This is a genomic window from Actinomyces vulturis, assembly GCF_001687305.1.
In the GTDB taxonomy this organism is placed as follows: domain Bacteria; phylum Actinomycetota; class Actinomycetes; order Actinomycetales; family Actinomycetaceae; genus Actinomyces; species Actinomyces vulturis.
In genome coordinates, this window is sequence record NZ_KV700385.1 from 91,766 (window position 1) to 108,674 (window position 16,909).

General features: G+C 52.6%; 16 protein-coding genes. 5 read left to right on the forward strand and 11 right to left on the reverse strand.

Annotated features, from left to right (window positions below; translation table 11 throughout):
* The first annotated feature begins 155 nt into the window (after positions 1 to 155).
* Positions 156 to 1,502, forward strand: coding sequence for a hypothetical protein (locus A9753_RS00325; protein WP_067778572.1), 1,347 nt, complete (start codon positions 156 to 158; stop codon positions 1,500 to 1,502).
* A 256-nt stretch (positions 1,503 to 1,758) separates the two neighbouring features.
* Here A9753_RS00325 and A9753_RS00330 read toward each other — a convergent pair whose 3' ends face one another.
* Positions 1,759 to 2,175, reverse strand: a complete 417-nt coding sequence (locus A9753_RS00330; RefSeq protein ID WP_245637315.1) for a GntR family transcriptional regulator — start codon at positions 2,173 to 2,175, stop codon at positions 1,759 to 1,761.
* 100 nt (positions 2,176 to 2,275) lie between these two features.
* Here A9753_RS00330 and A9753_RS00335 point away from each other — a divergent pair, with 100 nt between their 5' ends.
* Complete coding sequence (locus A9753_RS00335) at positions 2,276 to 2,752, forward strand: hypothetical protein (protein WP_067778574.1); 477 nt, start codon at positions 2,276 to 2,278, stop codon at positions 2,750 to 2,752.
* Positions 2,753 to 2,781: 29 nt separating this feature from the next.
* On the opposite strand, the gene A9753_RS00340 is transcribed toward A9753_RS00335, so the two are convergent.
* The 7 genes from A9753_RS00340 to A9753_RS00365 form a co-directional block, all read right to left on the reverse strand.
* Complete coding sequence (locus A9753_RS00340) at positions 2,782 to 3,564, reverse strand: alpha/beta fold hydrolase (RefSeq protein WP_067778577.1); 783 nt, start codon at positions 3,562 to 3,564, stop codon at positions 2,782 to 2,784.
* Positions 3,565 to 3,573: 9 nt separating this feature from the next.
* On the reverse strand, positions 3,574 to 3,861 hold the full coding sequence (locus A9753_RS09350; RefSeq protein ID WP_083090160.1) for a hypothetical protein: 288 nt from the start codon (positions 3,859 to 3,861) through the stop codon (positions 3,574 to 3,576).
* A gap of 118 nt (positions 3,862 to 3,979) precedes the next feature.
* On the reverse strand, positions 3,980 to 5,152 hold the full coding sequence (gene mmsB / locus A9753_RS00345) for a multiple monosaccharide ABC transporter permease (protein WP_067778579.1): 1,173 nt from the start codon (positions 5,150 to 5,152) through the stop codon (positions 3,980 to 3,982).
* Position 5,153: 1 nt separating this feature from the next.
* Entirely contained in the window at positions 5,154 to 6,692 is a 1,539-nt protein-coding gene (gene mmsA, locus A9753_RS00350; RefSeq protein ID WP_067778581.1) for a multiple monosaccharide ABC transporter ATP-binding protein, read from the reverse strand.
* 81 nt (positions 6,693 to 6,773) lie between these two features.
* Positions 6,774 to 7,928 carry a multiple monosaccharide ABC transporter substrate-binding protein gene (gene chvE / locus A9753_RS00355; protein WP_281180949.1) on the reverse strand — a complete coding sequence of 385 codons (1,155 nt, stop codon included), beginning with the start codon at positions 7,926 to 7,928 and terminating at the stop codon, positions 6,774 to 6,776.
* Between the two features lie 398 nt (positions 7,929 to 8,326).
* Positions 8,327 to 9,316 (reverse strand): malate dehydrogenase, encoded by a 990-nt coding sequence (locus A9753_RS00360; RefSeq protein ID WP_067778583.1) that lies wholly within the window; start codon positions 9,314 to 9,316, stop codon positions 8,327 to 8,329.
* A gap of 196 nt (positions 9,317 to 9,512) precedes the next feature.
* Entirely contained in the window at positions 9,513 to 10,802 is a 1,290-nt protein-coding gene (locus tag A9753_RS00365; RefSeq protein ID WP_067778585.1) for a dicarboxylate/amino acid:cation symporter, read from the reverse strand.
* 276 nt (positions 10,803 to 11,078) lie between these two features.
* Between A9753_RS00365 and A9753_RS00370 the strand changes: the two genes are divergently transcribed.
* The 3 genes from A9753_RS00370 (at position 11,079) to A9753_RS00380 (ending at position 14,437) form a co-directional block, all read left to right on the forward strand.
* The gene (locus tag A9753_RS00370) at positions 11,079 to 11,831 is read left to right on the forward strand and encodes a hypothetical protein (RefSeq protein WP_067778588.1); all 753 of its coding nucleotides are present in this window, start codon (positions 11,079 to 11,081) and stop codon (positions 11,829 to 11,831) included.
* Between the two features lie 756 nt (positions 11,832 to 12,587).
* Positions 12,588 to 13,424: a hypothetical protein gene (locus A9753_RS00375; protein WP_141673234.1), complete on the forward strand. Its 837-nt coding sequence runs from the start codon at positions 12,588 to 12,590 to the stop codon at positions 13,422 to 13,424.
* 119 nt (positions 13,425 to 13,543) lie between these two features.
* Positions 13,544 to 14,437: an alpha/beta fold hydrolase gene (locus tag A9753_RS00380; protein WP_067778593.1), complete on the forward strand. Its 894-nt coding sequence runs from the start codon at positions 13,544 to 13,546 to the stop codon at positions 14,435 to 14,437.
* Here the strand turns inward: A9753_RS00380 and A9753_RS00385 are convergent.
* The 3 genes from A9753_RS00385 to A9753_RS00395 form a co-directional block, all read right to left on the reverse strand.
* Positions 14,420 to 14,737, reverse strand: a complete 318-nt coding sequence (locus tag A9753_RS00385; RefSeq protein ID WP_245637316.1) for a DUF3017 domain-containing protein — start codon at positions 14,735 to 14,737, stop codon at positions 14,420 to 14,422. The two genes, A9753_RS00380 and A9753_RS00385, sit on opposite strands and share 18 nt — an antisense overlap.
* Positions 14,738 to 14,743: 6 nt before the next feature.
* Complete coding sequence (locus A9753_RS00390; protein WP_067778598.1) at positions 14,744 to 15,937, reverse strand: TlpA family protein disulfide reductase; 1,194 nt, start codon at positions 15,935 to 15,937, stop codon at positions 14,744 to 14,746.
* An 89-nt stretch (positions 15,938 to 16,026) separates the two neighbouring features.
* Complete coding sequence (locus A9753_RS00395) at positions 16,027 to 16,860, reverse strand: hypothetical protein (protein WP_067778599.1); 834 nt, start codon at positions 16,858 to 16,860, stop codon at positions 16,027 to 16,029.
* Positions 16,861 to 16,909 lie beyond the last annotated feature (49 nt).

A 16,909-nucleotide genomic window follows, 5' to 3' on the forward strand; every position in this document is an offset into this window, starting at 1 on the left:
CTGCACATTTCTCACACGTTCACCTTTCGCGTGGCCCGCCCAAGCATGTCAGTGGAGGGCGTTAAGGTGGTAACAACTGCATGTCCCCACCCCATCACCAGTTGATGGGAGGAAATACGGTTACTTGACTTTCCCCCGCTTCTCTAAGGAGTCCCATGACTGAGGACCACATCGAATTCGCAATTACGATGCGCGGTTATGACCGCGCTCAGGTGGATCAGCGTGTACAGACTCTCCAACGTCAACTCGAACAAGCACGCGCTGAGGTAGCGGCCCTGGATTCAAAAAACATGACTCTCACCGGTCAGTTGGCTGATACACAGCGTCAATTACGTGAGGCGGACTCCCCCACTTACTCCGGTCTAGGTTCACGGATCGAACAGTTGCTGCGTAGTGCTGAGGAGCAAAGCGCCTCAATTCTGGCTAAAGCAAACTCTGATGCTGATTCTCTTCTCAGTCGCACCCGCGCTAACGCCACATCGTTATCCGAACGCAGCGCCTCCGAAGCAGCAACCCTCGTTGCTGACGCTCGTCGAGATGCTGCCCAGTTGATCGCTCAGGCTGAAAGCCAAGCATCGATCACTTTGGAAAACGCCACCGCCCGTGCTGAGGAAGTAAAGTCTGCCGCCTCTCGTGAGGCTGCCCAGATCACCGCTGCGGCTCACACAGCCTCATCCCAGATGGTGGCCAGTGCCGAACGTGAAGCCTCCCTAGTCAAAGCTCACGCTGAGAAGGACGCCACTGAACTGACTGGTCAAGCGAAACGCGAAAGCAGTCAACTTCGCGCGCAAGCAGAGCAGGATACTGACGAACTGCGTGCCTCCAGCCAGAACGAAGCCACTCGCCTAGTCGAAGATGCCCAGAAGGAAGCCGAACAACTCATTCTCAAGGCACGCAGTGAGGCTGAGGTTATCGTGACTGAAGCGAAGAAAAGTGCCGAACAGACTCTTGACGATGCGCGGGCTCTCTCACGCTCATTGCGTCAGGAAGCAGAAGAAATGCGTGAGCAGGCCACCCAGGAAATTGCTCAAGCTCGTGCCGAAGCTGCTCAGGCTGATTCAGATACCCACGAGCAGGCGGTGGCTCGCACTGCTGACATGGTCGCTCAGGCTGAGGCTCAAGTGGCTGATGCTGAGCAACGTCTAGCTGAAGCGATTAGTCGCGCTGAAACTGTACGTACTGAAGCAGAGGAATCTGCTCGTACCCGTCTCGATGATGCTGCCCGCCAAGCAGAAGAAGCGCTGCGGACTGCGCGTGCTGAAGCTGAACGCCTAACCTCTGACGCCACTGCGGACGCTGATGCCATTACTGCTGCTGCCCAGCGCCAGGTTGATGATCTGGAACGTCAGCGCGAATCCATCTCTACCTATCTCGATGAGATGCGAGGAGTGCTCGGCGGCGTGATTAGTGGTTCTGCGGTACACCAAGAGGAAACTGCCGAATCCACTGATGACAGCGACAGTTCTGGCGAGCAGAACGCGAGCGACCATAAGGAGTCCTGACATTTTTCCTGATTCCGCTAGCGGGGCCCCACAATATGTCAATATTGTGGGGCCCTTGCTGGCAGATGCCAAAGTCAGTTCTGACGTATTTGATATCCCAGGCTAATGCTCAAACGAGCACTGGCGAGTGGACCATTCAAGTGTGTTATGGCGCTATCAGGCGCACGCCGCTACATCTATCGAACAAGTCATTTAGAGCAAGTCACACACCTACGCCAAAGCACTATTGTGCAAGTGCATAGAAAACAGCGCAGAACTAACTATGCGAGTTTGGATAGGTGCTGGGTTTCCAAGCGTCCGTCACTAATTCATGTGAACGCTCTTCATTGACACCAAGATCTTTCATGGCACGGACAAAGGTGTGAGCTGCAGTGGCAGCAGCATCACCATCACCATCAACAACAAAAGTGCCCAGACGCCCACGACCTTCGATTACTCCGACGCGCTCAAGTTCGCGATAGGCCTTCGCAACCGTGTTCACAGCAACATTGACGTGACCGGCGAGCGTACGAATGGCAGGTAGGCGCGTGCCAGGAGGCAATTGTCCGCTGCGGATGGCATGGACGATGGCCTCACCAATTTGTTCGTATGCAGGTTGGTGTGAAGAAAAATCCAACCGCATCGAGGAGAAGGTGGGGTGCATCATGCCAGCAAGTGTGTCATGGGGAAGCACAACTTTTGTGGGCCTTTTGCCCCGCATAGTGGGACGAACACCACGGCGACATTAAGCATCTCAGAAAGCGTAGGAATAGCCAGTGATTTAACCTGATTTTATGTATTTTGACGACGTAGTCACCCCATCCTCTCAGGCGTCATCAGACGAGGAGTGGGCAAGCAAACGCCGCCAGGCTGCCAGCGAGCGTGCTCGCCTCATGCAGCAGGCCCGCCATGCAGAAGAAGCAAAGGCTGCACGGGTGGTGAAGTGCTTCCTCGAACAGGCACGCATTGAGGGTCTCGAACCTGTGGACCTTGTGATGCGTGGGTATTCCGGTGGTAAGGCACGTACTGGTTTGAAGGGCTGGTACTTACGCAGTGATGAGACTGTGGCGCTCGGCGTCGACGGAATGTTCTACGTCCTGCGGGACCAACTAGGATGGAAAGAACGCTTTTTTGGCGCCACGCCCCTAGCCGAGCCTGTTCCGATGACGATCGGTGAAGGTGGTCGCGACGGAGACATCGTTCCCCTACGTTTCGCTCTCAACCGCCTGCTTCCTCATTGGGAAGAGCGCTGTCACTCCCCCTTAACCTGAGACTGTAGTTCTCTTTAATAACGCCTCGGCTAGAACTCGGTGTAGTTCTGACGAAGAAATCCTTCAAGCGCTTTTGCCACGGCCTGTGGCTGTTCCATGGCGCTGAAGTGACCTGCAGACGGAATATTGACCACGTCGCAGCCCAGGGCTTCCGCCATAGTATTGGCGGTCTTAGACGTGCAGGTTGGGTCCTCAGCTCCACGAATCACTAGCGAGGGAACCTTTTTTCCTATGAACTGAAGAATGTCCTGGGAGTTGGGGCGTGCAGCCATTGCTCGCTGAATCCATGCGATGGAGCCAGGGTCGATTTCACGGGCCATTTCCTGGGCACGCTCAATCACGTCATGATTGTTGACGAAGGTGTCACGGGCGCAGAGCGCCTCAACCATCTGATCGAGACTGGCGTATACCTGCTTGCTTTGCTTGGACTCAGCCAAGGTAGCCATGGATAGACGTGCGTCGCTACTTGCCGGTGAATCTGCTCCACAGTTGGTATCCATAAGCACCATGCCGGCGATAATCTGAGGATGGTGCGCAGCCAAAGCCTGGGCAATGTACCCACCCATAGACAGGCCTACAACAACAGCGCGGGTGTGGCTGGACTGGTTAATCAATTCAGCGATACGGTCTGCTTCCCAGGTCAGTGATGGCGCGTAGTCAGCGGGCCAAGGCTGGGTCTTGTGACAGCCACGAACAGTGGGAGCCATGATGTCTAACTCAGGCATTTGAGCAGAGAGATGTTCACGGACGCGATCCCACATTCGTCCATCGAGGGGGAATCCATGAAGCAAAACAAGCGCTGTGTCAGTCACGTAGTTCTCCTAGCGAGCGCGGTTCCAGCACGAAGTGTGCCAGTGACGCCGTTCCTCTAGGCCTCGGTCAGGTCCAAAGAGATGCTCATTGCTCCATGCCACCACGTGAGGTGTATGGGGAGCAATGTCATGGTTACAGCCGGGGCAGACGTAGGTTTTTTGTCCGCCTCGCACGTTGCGGACGGTAAATTCGGCACCCCCAGGGCCTTCTTGGGTGCGCGGCACGGAGGCGAGCCTATTCATATCCAAGGGGATATGCCCAGTTGAGTATGGGCGCTTTGCGGATCGACGTGCCATACCTTCAATCGCAACATATTTGATACCCCTGATGCAAGAAGGTGCCCCGGATCGCAGGATCCGGGGCACCTTCACTCACATACCCATCGTCTGTTTCTGCTCGATGATGATGGGAATGTCAGGCCTTAGCGGAGCGCTTCTTGGAGTAGAGATCGAAAGCAACGGCAAGTAGCACCACAAGGCCCTTAATTGCCTGCTGCCAGTCAATGCTCACGCCCAGAAGAGACATACCGTTGTTCATCACAGCCATCACAAGACCGCCGATGATGACACCGGGGACGGTTCCAATACCACCGGTCACTGCCGCGCCACCGATGAAGCAGGCGGCGATGGCATCAAGTTCGAACATGTTACCGGCCTTAGGCCCAGCCATATTGAGGCGGGAGGTGAAAATGACACCTGCGAGAGAGGCCAGGACAGCGTTGTTCACGAAAACCCAGAAGCGAACCCACTGAACTTTGACACCAGAGAGTGCCGCGGCTTCTTTGTTGCCACCAATGGCATAAACCTGACGGCCAAAAACGGTGTGTCCGGCAACGAAGGAGTAAACCATGACAAGTGCGGCAAGAATGAGCAGCACAATGGGTGTGCCGTGGTAGGTAGCGAGTTTCCATGCGAAAGCCAGGATAATCACGGAAACAAGAACGAGTTTAGAGATCCACAGTCCCATGGCTGAGACGGTCACGTTAGCGGCGATGGCCTTACGGCGAGAACGCCATTCGTTAAGAACGAATAATGCAACGCATACAGCCGCCAGAATCATCGTAAAGGCATCAAAGCCATTACCTCCTAGCAGCCCGTTAAGGAAACCGTTACCGATATTACGGAACCCTTGGGGGAAAGGTGAGATCTGAACGTTCTGAAGAACAATCATGGCTAGACCGCGGAACATCAACATGCCAGCGAGGGTCACGATGAAGGCGGGGATACCAACAAACGCGATCCAGAAGCCCTGCCAGACACCCACAAGTAGACCAGTAAGTAATGCGGCCAGGACACCGATTTCCCATGGCATGCCCATACGGACAGTGACCACACCGGCCACAGCACCAGACAGCGCAACCACAGACCCAACGGACAGGTCGATATCTGCCATCAAAATGGCGAACAACATACCGGTTGCCAGTACGAGCACGTAGGCGTTCTGCACCACGATGTTCGAAACGTTCTGGCTAGAAAGGATCTGTCCTCCAGTCAGGACAGCAAAAAACAAAATGATGGCGATGAGCGCGAACACCAGGCCGCCCTGGCGCATGTTGGAGCGCAATACGTCTTTAATAGAAGCGGCCATGTCACTTCTCCTTTTCTTGCGTCATGTAGCGCATGAGGGTTTCCTGGTCGGCGTCCTTACGGTCAATATTGGCCGTCACACGCCCTTCAGACAGGGTGTAGATACGATCGCAAATACCCAGCAGTTCAGGAAGTTCGGAGGAGATGACCAAGATGGCCTTACCTTCGTCTGCTAGGCGGTTAATGATGGTGTAAATCTCGTACTTGGCGCCCACGTCAATACCACGGGTGGGTTCGTCAAGGATGAGCACATCGGGTTCAGTAGCCACCCACTTGGATAAAACAACCTTCTGCTGGTTACCACCAGAGAGGCCTCCCACGAGGGACTCAAGGCTGGGAGCCTTCACGTTCATTGCCTTGGAGAGTTTCTCCACCATCCTGTGCTCACTGTGGAGGTCGATGACGCCGTGATGAGAAACTTTGCCGATAGCGGCCGATGATGTGTTGGCCTTAATGGACTGAATAAGATTGAGACCGTAGCGTTTTCGGTCTTCGGAAACATAGGCGATGCCGTTGGCGATAGCGGCAGACACATTGGGCATGGAGATTTCCTTGCCCTCCTTGTAGACCTTTCCACTGATGTTGACGCCGTAAGACTTGCCGAACAAGCTCATGGCCAATTCAGTACGACCGGCCCCCATCAGCCCTGCCAGACCGACGATTTCACCGTGGCGCAGCGTCATAGATGCGTTATCAACTGCTTTACGGTCTTGGTCAGATTCGTTATAGACGGTCCAGTCTTCAATACGCAGTGCTTCACCACCCACAGAGGACTCATGATCGGGATAACGCTGTGACAGTTCACGACCCACCATGAGGCGAATAATTTCTGCTTCAGAAACTCCACCTTCGCGGTGCATATCGAGAGTGTCGATCGTTTTACCGTCACGGATGATGGTGGTGGAGTCCGCAATAGCGCGAATCTCGTTGAGTTTGTGGGAAATCATGATGCACGTGATTCCCTGGCTACGCAGTTGATCGATCAGGCTCAAAAGGTGCGCAGAGTCGTCATCGTTGAGTGCTGCGGTGGGTTCATCGAGGATCAGCAGTTTGGTGTCTTTAACGAGCGCCTTGGCAATTTCAACAAGTTGCTGCTTGCCTACACCGATTTCCATGATTTTGCGGTCAGGGTTTTCATTCAACCCAACCTTCTTCATGGCTTCAGCAGCGCGCGCACGGGTTTCGTGCCAGTCGATGACACCTCTGGTAGCTCGTTCGTTACCAAGAAAAATGTTCTCTGCAATCGACAGGAACGGGCTAAGCGCCAGTTCCTGGTGAATGATAGAGATACCCTTAGCTTCGGAATGTTTAATGTCTGAGAAGGTGACCTCTTCGCCGTCGAAGAGCATGGTGCCTTCATAGGTGCCGTGGGGATGGACACCGGAGAGCACTTTCATCAGAGTGGATTTACCCGCGCCATTCTCGCCGCAGATGGCGTGCACTTCGCCGCGTTTAACAGAGAAGTTCACATCGTCCAGTGCGATGACGCCGGGAAAACGCTTAGTGATGGAGCGCATCTCAAGAATGACGTCGCTTGCCATTCTTCCTCCTTCTATGGATGAGAATAATGCGCCGGGGGTAGGGCGCCGTCGTTAGTTGGCGCCCTTCCCCCGGTCACTGCGTCACTTCAGGTCAGCTTCGGTGTAGTAGCCGGAATCGACCAATTCCTTCTGGACGTTGTCCTTGGTGATAATGACGGACTCAAGGAGGTATGCCGGAACGACCTTGACACCATTGTTGTAGGTCTCTTCGTCATTCACCTCAGGCTTCTCACCCTTGAGTACTGCGTTGGCCATCTTCACTGTGGCGTCTGCAAGCTTACGAGTGTCCTTGTAAATGGTGGAGTACTGCTCACCAGCAAGAATCGACTTCACGGAGGGAAGTTCTGCATCCTGACCGGTAACGATCGGGAACTTGGAGCCATCCTTACCGTAGCCAGCGGAGTTCAGAGCGCCAATGATGCCGATGGACAAGCCGTCGTAGGGTGACAACACGCCATCAACCTTGGCACCACCGGTGTAGGTGGAAGTGATGAGGTTGTCCATACGTTCCTGAGCCTTGGCAGCTTCCCAACGCATAATGGCACACTTATCAAAATCAGTCTGTCCGGACTTCACCACGAGAATGCCACGTTCGACGAAAGGCATGACCTTATCCATCGCGCCGTCGAAGAAGAACTTCGCATTGTTATCGTCAGGGGATCCTGCGAAGAACTCCACATTGAACGGGCCTGCTTCACCGGTTTCCTTGCCATCCTTGTCCAGAACACCCAGACCAGTCAGCAAAGAGGTGCCCATCTGCTGGCCAACAGCAAAGTTGTTGAAGGAAGTGTAGTAATCAACATTGGCGTTGTCACGAATAAGGCGATCGTACGAAATGATCGGAATGCCATTCGAACCGGCGTTATCCAACTGGGTGGACAGGGCTGTGCCGTCAATGGGAGCGATGATGAGCAGGTTAGCCCCCTGGGTGATCATGTTATCGATCTGGTTCACCTGGGTAGGAATGTCATCCTCTGCAAACTGCAGATCAACCTGGTAACCGAGTTTCTCAAGTTGATCCTTGAGGTTTTCGCCGTCCTTAATCCACCGTGCTGCGGACTTGGTGGGCATGGCCACACCGATCTTGAGGTCTTTAGCCTCTTTATCGGTGGTGTCCTGCTTAGATCCACCTTCTGCGCCGCTTCCGGAGCAAGCGGCAAGAGTGCCTAGCAGAGCGGTAGCCGCAACTGCACCCATAGCCTGGCGGCGGGTGAGGACAAATGGTGATTCAGACATGGTATGTGCTCCTTGAAACGTCAATGTTTCTGTAAGGGAAGCTGCTTTGCTTCACATGTATGTGGTGCTGGTCATGACGACCTCACATAAAGAGTGTGGACTAGACCAGTCAAAGCCGCAATCATTTGGGGCGATTTTCGCGTTTTGTTTCCATATTGTGACTTTTCAAAGAGGCTTCTCACACAAACAAACATAGATACAAAACACTCTCTGCCACGACACTGACAGGAAATCACCCACCAGCAGCACCCCCTACACAACGCAAGGTGGCCTCACCCGTCACGGGTGAGGCCACCTAATGGGTACTTCTTAGTACATTCACGCAACAACGACGGTCATGAGCTCATCTTTGAAGACCAAACCAACGTTTTGTGGCGCAAAGATCAATCTGAATTTACTCAGATAAGACCAAGATCGGCGACTGTCTTCTTCTCAGCCAGGAGTTCTTCTGCGGATGCATCAATCTTTGCACGGGAGAACTCATCAATTTCGAGGCCCTGAACGATCTTCCACTCACCGTTTTCGCTGGTGCAGGGGAAGGAAGAGACGATACCTTCAGGAACACCGTAAGAACCATCAGACATGATGGAGGCGGAAGTCCAGGAGTAGCCCTTAACGCCAAGATGCCAGTCGCGGACGTGATCAATGGCTGCAGATGCAGCCGAAGCGGCTGAGGATGCGCCACGAGCAGCGATGATGGCAGCACCACGCTTGGCAACGGTGGGGATGAAGTCTTCCTCTACCCATGCACGGTCAGCGAGGATGTCACTGATGGGCTGACCCTTAATAGTGGCCTGAGTGAGGTCCGGATACTGGGTGGTGGAGTGGTTACCCCAGACGGTGACCTTATCAATGTCACTGACGTGGCAACCAGCCTTGGCAGCGAGTTGAGCCAGCGCACGGTTGTGATCCAAGCGGGTCATAGCGGTGAAGCGGGAGGCCGGAACGTCAGGGGCATGAGATGCGGCGATAAGAGCATTGGTGTTAGCAGGGTTGCCAACAACTAGAACCTTAATGTCATCGGCAGCACCATCATTAATGGCCTTACCCTGAGGACCGAAAATTCCACCGTTTGCTTCAAGCAAGTCAGCGCGCTCCATGCCTGCCTTACGGGGCATAGATCCGACGAGCAGAGCCACGTTGGCACCTTCGAATGCCTGCTTGGGATCATCGAAAATATCAATGGAGCCGAGAGTAGGGAATGCAGAGTCGAAGAGTTCCATTGCGGTGCCCTCAGCAGCCTTGACTGCCTGGGGGATTTCCAGCAGACGCAGGTTGACACGCTGATCTGCGCCGAGCATGGCACCGGAAGCGATGCGGAACAGCAGAGCGTAACCGATGTTGCCGGCTGCACCGGTGACGGTGACGTTAATGGGGGCGTTAGCCATGGATGAACTCCTCAATTGAGTACGACGTACGGGAAGCGCTGGTGCGCATTCCCTTCCCCCCTAGCCTATGACGCGAACGCTCGCCATGGCGAGACTACTGTCCTATAAGTTCACTACCAATACGGTAAGCAACTGAGGAAAGTGTGCTCTCAAACCAAGGCGAGCGTTCGACGTCGTAGATCTCTAGAGAGAAAACTTACTGTGCAGGGGTGTCAGATACCTTCTCCAAATATGCCATGCCGTCGAAAGCAAGTTCGCGAGCATTTTCAGGATCACCTTCATCACCAATACGTCCAGAGGCGAGTTTGTCAATGATCATCGCAATCGCGCCATCGCCAGTAACGTTTGTGGCAGTACCAAAAGCATCCAAGCCAATGTAGGTAGCAATCATCAGTGCAACAGCGGGATCATCAAATCCCAACATCGATTGCAAAATACCCGTTGCCGCCATAATGGCTCCACCAGGAACCCCTGGAGCAGCAACCATGGTGACGCCCAGCATAAAGATGAATCCTGCATACTGAGCGGCAGTAATATCCATTCCCTGAGTCATGATGATGGCAAGTGAGAAAGCCACAATCTTCGACGTGGAACCTGCCAAATGGATGGTGGCACACAGAGGAACTGTGAAAGATGAAACGGCTTCACTCACGCCATTTTTACGAACCTGACGTAAAGTCACCGGAATCGTAGCCGCGGAAGACGATGTTCCCAAAGCCGTCAGGTAAGCAGGCATCATGGTGGCCAAAGCCTTAACAGGGTTGCGCTTGGTGAAAGCACCGGCAATACCGAACTGAGTGCCCAAGATGACCACCTCAAGCAAGAGGACCACCACAACGACACGCAAAAGGACGCTAATAACTGACCAGACTCCGCCACCCATCGTCATGTTCAGGAAAATTCCAAAGATGTACGGAGGCAGAAGAGGAATAATGACCTTTTCGATCAAAGCAGTGATGATGGCACGAAATTCAATGAATCCCTTGCGGATCACACCGCGAGGGACCATCGATAAACCAATACCGATCAAGAAAGACAAGATGAGAGCGGTCATTACACCAAAAGCCTGAGGCATCTCAATGGTGAAAAAACTGGTGAGTTCGTCACCACCGAGTTCTTCGGCGCTGGCCAGCGAATGGGCACCCAGAAGCGAAGGGAACGATGCTCGACACACGAAGTAGGTTAAAAAGCCGGCAAAAAGTGTGGATGCATACGCAATGGCAGCAGTGACCGTCAACCATTTACCTGCACCGCGACCCAGATCAGCGATGGCCGGAGTCACCAGACCGACAATGATCAAGGGGATACAGAAAGAGAGGAACTGGCCAAAAATCGACGTAAAGGTGATGAAAATCCGAGCGACCGGTGTGGGCATAAGGGAGGAACCGCCCACCTGAATCGACCCAAGAATCACTGCCAAAACAATCGCAAGAAGAACCCAGAGCAGGATTCCCCCCTTGGCTAAGAAATGACGGACCTGTGACATGGCAGGCCTTTCTGATTGGGAGGGGCAAGGTGAGACCAATGTGCCACGAATAAGTGTGTTAATGCAATACGAAGACAGCACACCCCTCTGCGTCACTTCAAGAAGCACGCCACCTAAGAGCCCACCACCAATGAAACATATAGGGTTTTTTCATAATTCTTTAAGGCTAGAGTGAAACGTCGCACAAATCTGTGTTTTTCCTGAAAAAAACTTGAGAAAATATGTAGGCTTGCTGTTTTAGTCCCTAGCCAGAGTCGTAAAGCAAAGGCCCCCCTCATGCATCCCCAAAACCCACGCATTTCTCGCCGCACCGTAACCAAAGGTGCAGCCTGGTCAATTCCAGCTCTCATCATCGCCACCCCAGCGCCAGCCACTGCCATCTCTAAAGAACGCGTCGCCAAGGGGGGCGCAGGGGTTGACATCGTGGCATGGGGCAGAGGAACGGCCAGCGGAACGCAACTTAATCTCAAGATTGTCGTCCCTCCAATGACTGTACCGAAGCACAGTTCAATCTCTTGGACCATCTCACCAGCAGGGGGATGGCAAGGCAACATTCCAACAGGTTGGTATTCTTTGGTGAACAATCCAAAAAGCGTTGAGGAAACATTTACGATCACCGCTGGAGATCAAGACATCGAGCTCCCCGGAGGTTATATCGAATGGTCAAGCACCAATAATCTCGGCGTAGCCCCAGGAACCACCATTAAAGTCACAGAGTCTAAGTCTATTTCACCACAAGGCGGAGAAAAAGAACCTGCCCCCGGCTCGGATGAAGCGGAAGCCCTCACTACGACATTAGTCAAGTTCGTTGCCCCGAATCGAAAGAGTCTGCAACCAATGAAAATGCTCGAGGGAAAAATCGGCGAGGTTCAATTTGCTTCTAACGGAGCCAAGTCCAACATGAAAGCATGCGGAGAAAATGGGGCAGACACTTCTGTAGTTTACACAAATGGAAGTTGCGTCAATTTCGCTACTTACTGGCCCAAAGTTAACAGCGGACAAAAAGGCGGATTTGGCCCCGTATATTAAATCGACAATTCTTTCAATTCGTGCAGTTGCGACTGTTACCCTCAGGGCAACAGTCGCAACTGCATTTTTACTTACCAGTAAATGCACAGGTAGATTAATACATATATTTACAAGTGAACCCACACCTAGGTCGACCCACACCTACGTCTACACCCACCATCCCCCTCCCCATCAATACCTCCATACCATTTCCCACAATAGAGACTCATATCGTTATTACCGGGTGGGCCATTGATTATTTTATATCCACCCACAAACAACGCCACGCAATTTCCGCCTACAGTAATTGGAAATTCATTAAATTGGATAGGTTGCCGCATCAGATTTAGCGATACATATAGAGAATATAAATTCAATCACCACTATCATAACGGCAGCTTATCTATGCCAGTATTTCAACTCTCAAAACAAGTGGACAACAAGAGCGGTTCTCTTTTTACGCAATGGAAGCATACTGTATTTCATTCAGTCGCCCCTCAAAACCTATCTATACCTTACGTAAACATACAAAGCGCTCTGTTTATACCCCGCCCCCTCACTCCTACAGACTCCTCACAAACATTCCCCACAGAGGAGCCCCACACCGAGAGTAATTTATAACTTTTCCACAGATATGGAATTTGATGATGAAATAATCCTCAAAGACGCTATAGTAACTATCCATCAAGCATATTAGCCCACCCTACTGAGCGGCAGCCTCCCATAGGTTTCCCCCCGGTCTTCTCTTAACCGTCACACATGCACGGAGCCCCACTCATGTCCACACAACACGAACGCGTACCCGCATCTTCCGGTATTTCTCGGCGCACACTAGCAAAAGGAGCGGCGTGGTCCGTTCCTGCAGTTGTAATGGTGCAACCTGCTCTTGCAACCGTTGCCTCAGAAACTACTCTTGGAGCCACCGTTTGTGGTCTTCAATTTGAGGAAGGAAACTCTGAGGCGATCCCTACGACGCTGTCCCTTGGGATCCCACAGAACATTATGGACCCGCTCCCAGCTGGTTCCACCATGACGTGGACTTTCTCTAGTACGCCAAAGATGCCTCTTCCTCAAATCACTCACACCTCGGAAAACTATGTTTTTACAGCCGAACGTTCTAACGATCAAACTGTGGTAGTTACTGTCCAGGTAAAAGAAGGTAAGAAAGTTGAGCCTGACCGATTAGTTTGTGGCCCTAGTTACCCAAACTTGCAGTTAAAATTTGGTGTTCAACCTGAAAAGGAAAAGAACCCAGATGTAGTTTTTGGTAGCCCATTGGTACCCGGTCAACGTATTACGGTGACAAGCCTGGTTGTTGCCACGCATCGCGCTAATATTCGACCAGCATCATTTGTCTTTGAAGTTCCTCGGAAAACCGCTGATCCTAAGGAAACTATCCCCGTAAAAATGATTTCTCGTTCGGGAGCCCAAGAAGTTTATCCCTGGGTTCGGCACCGAGGCCAAGATAATTCTACGCAACCCGCAGTGGAAGGTTGCGGCACAGGGAAGAATGCAACTTCAGTCCTCTACCCTTCAGGGAGTTGCCTCGTTTTTCCCGTTGAGGCTCCCAACTATTCCACACGAGCCGCAATCGCAGATGTCCCCGGCCAGTAATGATATTTAGATAAGAACTACCCATAGTAGTCTCATGGTGTAGTCCCACCCTAAACTCCAACGCGAAGAATCCGCTTACTCCCCTCCTCTGCCTCGTAGGTATCGCGTATTCTTCCTTTATGCACAATGCTCGAATCCGCCATCAACGGATTGCTGTCAATAACCACCGTTACGTTCACGCAGTGATCCATGAGCCCCTCACGGATTGCATGGTTCCAACCATTGTGTGCGAGTCGGGTTTAGGCCTGTCGCGCTTCATGTGGAGCCGCATTATCCCTCCTCTTGTATGCGCGGGAACGCGTGTGGTGGTCTATGACCGCGCGGGTATGGGGCATTCTCCTTTCGCAATTCACGAGCGCAACATTGACAATCTCACTGGTGATCTTCAATCAGTGATTGAGAAAACTGCTCCCCAAGGCGCTATTGGCGTAGGACATTCCTACGGCGGGCTCATCGTACGTAATCTCGCAGATTCCTGCCCTCATCTTGTCAAAGCAATAGTGTTAGTGGACCCATCCACAGAAAAGGTTCTCACTGAAACCACACCAATTTTCCGATTCCTCGACGCGATCATCCAAAAGGTCATGGAAGGAATCTACGCTCTGGGAGCTGGCCCACTCGTTGTTCTCGGAATGGGGTACTGGCGATTACCAAAGCCGATACGAAAACAAGCACTCCGCACAGACGGCGCATATTTCGCTGCCAAAAGCCGCAAATTCGAACTAAACGATTACGCGAAAACTCTCAGTACACTGGCAGAAAATCCCCTGAAGCCCCCTGCTATCCCAGTGATTCTCGTGGCTGCGAAAGCTAGCGCGAAAGCCGCAACAACCCAAGCCTATACACACTTTGTCAACAGTATCCCAGGGGCAAAACTCACCTGGGCTCGCACCAATTCGCATATGGTTCCCATAGTTGACCCCCGGAGTGTTATCGAAGCAATACGCTGGGCCACCTGCCGAGCCTACTGTCACGGCTCCACATGCGAGTGTCCCTCAGATAACCCGCGGTAAATTCGCGTAAGGGAGTAAAAGCAGTAAAGCAGCCCCTAGTCCTAAACCAAAAAGCACATCAAATCGGCGTGAACGAGCAGCAATCCATGTGCCATCAGGACGAAGTAAACGAATCATTGCTAACAAAATTGTCGCTAATGCAGTAAACAGCACCGCCACTCGTTGATACCCTAAGAGAGCACACACAACAATGAGGACGATCCCCACACTCACACCAACAACTGCCATTGTGCGGTATGGTTCACGACGTCGATCACCCGTATCAGGGCTGATCACTTTCATCGGGGAAATCGGAGACATCTCTCGTCACCTCTGAGCCTCATGCAAGGGATCCTGCCCATCAGCCAGGGAAATCTCACCACTAGAATCACCAGGTGTTTCCTGTTCACCACCAAGAGTGTCAGTCAGTTGGGCCTGCACGTCTTCTACAAATTCAATGACGTTATCTGCCCCCATCACCGGACCGCCAGCGAGCATGCCATCCGTGCCTACCAAAACAGCTGATGGAGTAGCAACGCAGGTAAGCATGCGGGAGGCCAATCCCTGAGGATCAAAGTAAGAAAAATCCATCCACTCGGGCATAACGCGCTCCAACTCTTCAGCAGTCATATTCACAACGACCCGCACCTCAATCTGAGTCAGAGATTCTCGCCATTCCTTCACATGGGGGGCTACTGCCGCACAAGGTCCACACCCAGGGCTTAAAAATAAGAGAAGATGTGCCTTGTGACGACTAATGTGAGCAAGGTTTAATTCAGTGTCATCACGAGTAAGCAATGGTGCATGAGGAGTAAGAGTACGCAGATAATCAAGTTCATCTTCCGCGTCCTCAACCTCACGCCCCTCACCGGCAGCAACGGCAGGAACAGAGCCTTCAGGCATAGCTAAATCAAAACCATTACCGTCAACTATGCGATCATCACTGTAAACCTCAGCATCGCCATCCGTTGACAGATGACGTGAGCCTGCCTGAAGGACAAGCACAACCATGCCCATAGCAATCAGTAGGGACAGAGACCAGAAGATCCCAGTCCAACTGGCATTCTGGAGATCAGGATCATCGACCTCAATTCCCATAGAACGCAACAATGCCATCACAGCAAGTATCACCAGTGCAACGTTACGGCCAAGTACACCGACGGTGACGGCAGTTTCATGGTCACCGCCAAAGCATGCGCAACTCTTCTTCTCAGGCGCATTCCACAAACGAACGATCACCATGAGATAAGCAATGCATAAGAACAACGCAACACCGGCCACGATAACGTTAAGCAAATCCGGGAAGCACCCACAGGCCGTACCACTGATGAGGAACACAGCAACAAACCACTCCACCCACGGGTGGGCCTGACGAAAATAACACCGATTAAGCCAACCAGGTAGCCCCATTTGAACCCACTGCGCTGCGGTGAGGGCGTCATCGTCACGGAGTTTCGACCAAGCACCATATCCGAGAACAAAACCCACAATAATAGGGGCGGTAAAAAACAGTTGAGGCACACAGGCTCCTGACACAGCGAAAATCCACGCACCAGCGAGTGGGGCGTCCCGCATAATCACGGGTAATACATCAATAAACTAGGGCCAGTTTAGGCCTGTGCTGGACTAGTAGCCAGTACCGAAGAACACACCAAGACAGCGAGAATACCCACAGACGCCGCGAGTGCGTTTCCGGCACCAATTTCATCTCCCAGAAGAATCACTCCCGCCACTGTAGGAATGATAACCTCCACTGCCCACAAAATTGCAGTAGCGCCAACAGGAGATCCCACTTCCATAGCGCGGGCGTACAACAAGACGCCTACCAGGCTAAATACCCCCATTGTCCATATCAGCGGTTCAGAGGCGAGAATACCCAATACATGGAAAACACCTCCCATACCGCCACAAATCTGAGTCCACAAGTCATGAAAATCGAGGAGCCCTTCAACAGCACGTGCGCACAATGCCGCTCCAGAAAAGCCCACTCCGCCAAGTGTTGCTCCTAGCCATGAGGGGCCCTTGGCGTAAAACAGCAAACTGATAATCCCCACTACCGCTGCTGCCACGGCCATCACCGCAACAAAATACGAAGGCGGATGGGCGCTACTTTCTTTGGCACTAGAGGCGATCATCCCAAGAGCAGGAATAAGTACCACCATGCACACAATGTCGCGGAGGCGAAGACGAATACGCATCAATACCGACACAAAAACAGCAGTTAACGCTAATGATGAGGCGAGGATCGACTGAACGGCAAACAATGGCATCGTGGCCATCGCAACAAGGGAGATCGCCCAAGCACCTCCGTCACACAGCATGCCAAGGAGGTAGGCAGGATGACGGACTACGGCAGGCCCTTCGGCACGGGCTGCCGCCCAAGCCTGAAGGGTGGACGCAACAGCGTAAATAACCGCTGCTAAGAGTGCGTAGAAAATGGCCATATAGTTGAACTCTCACATTGATGATCACCCCGACTCCCCACATCACCAA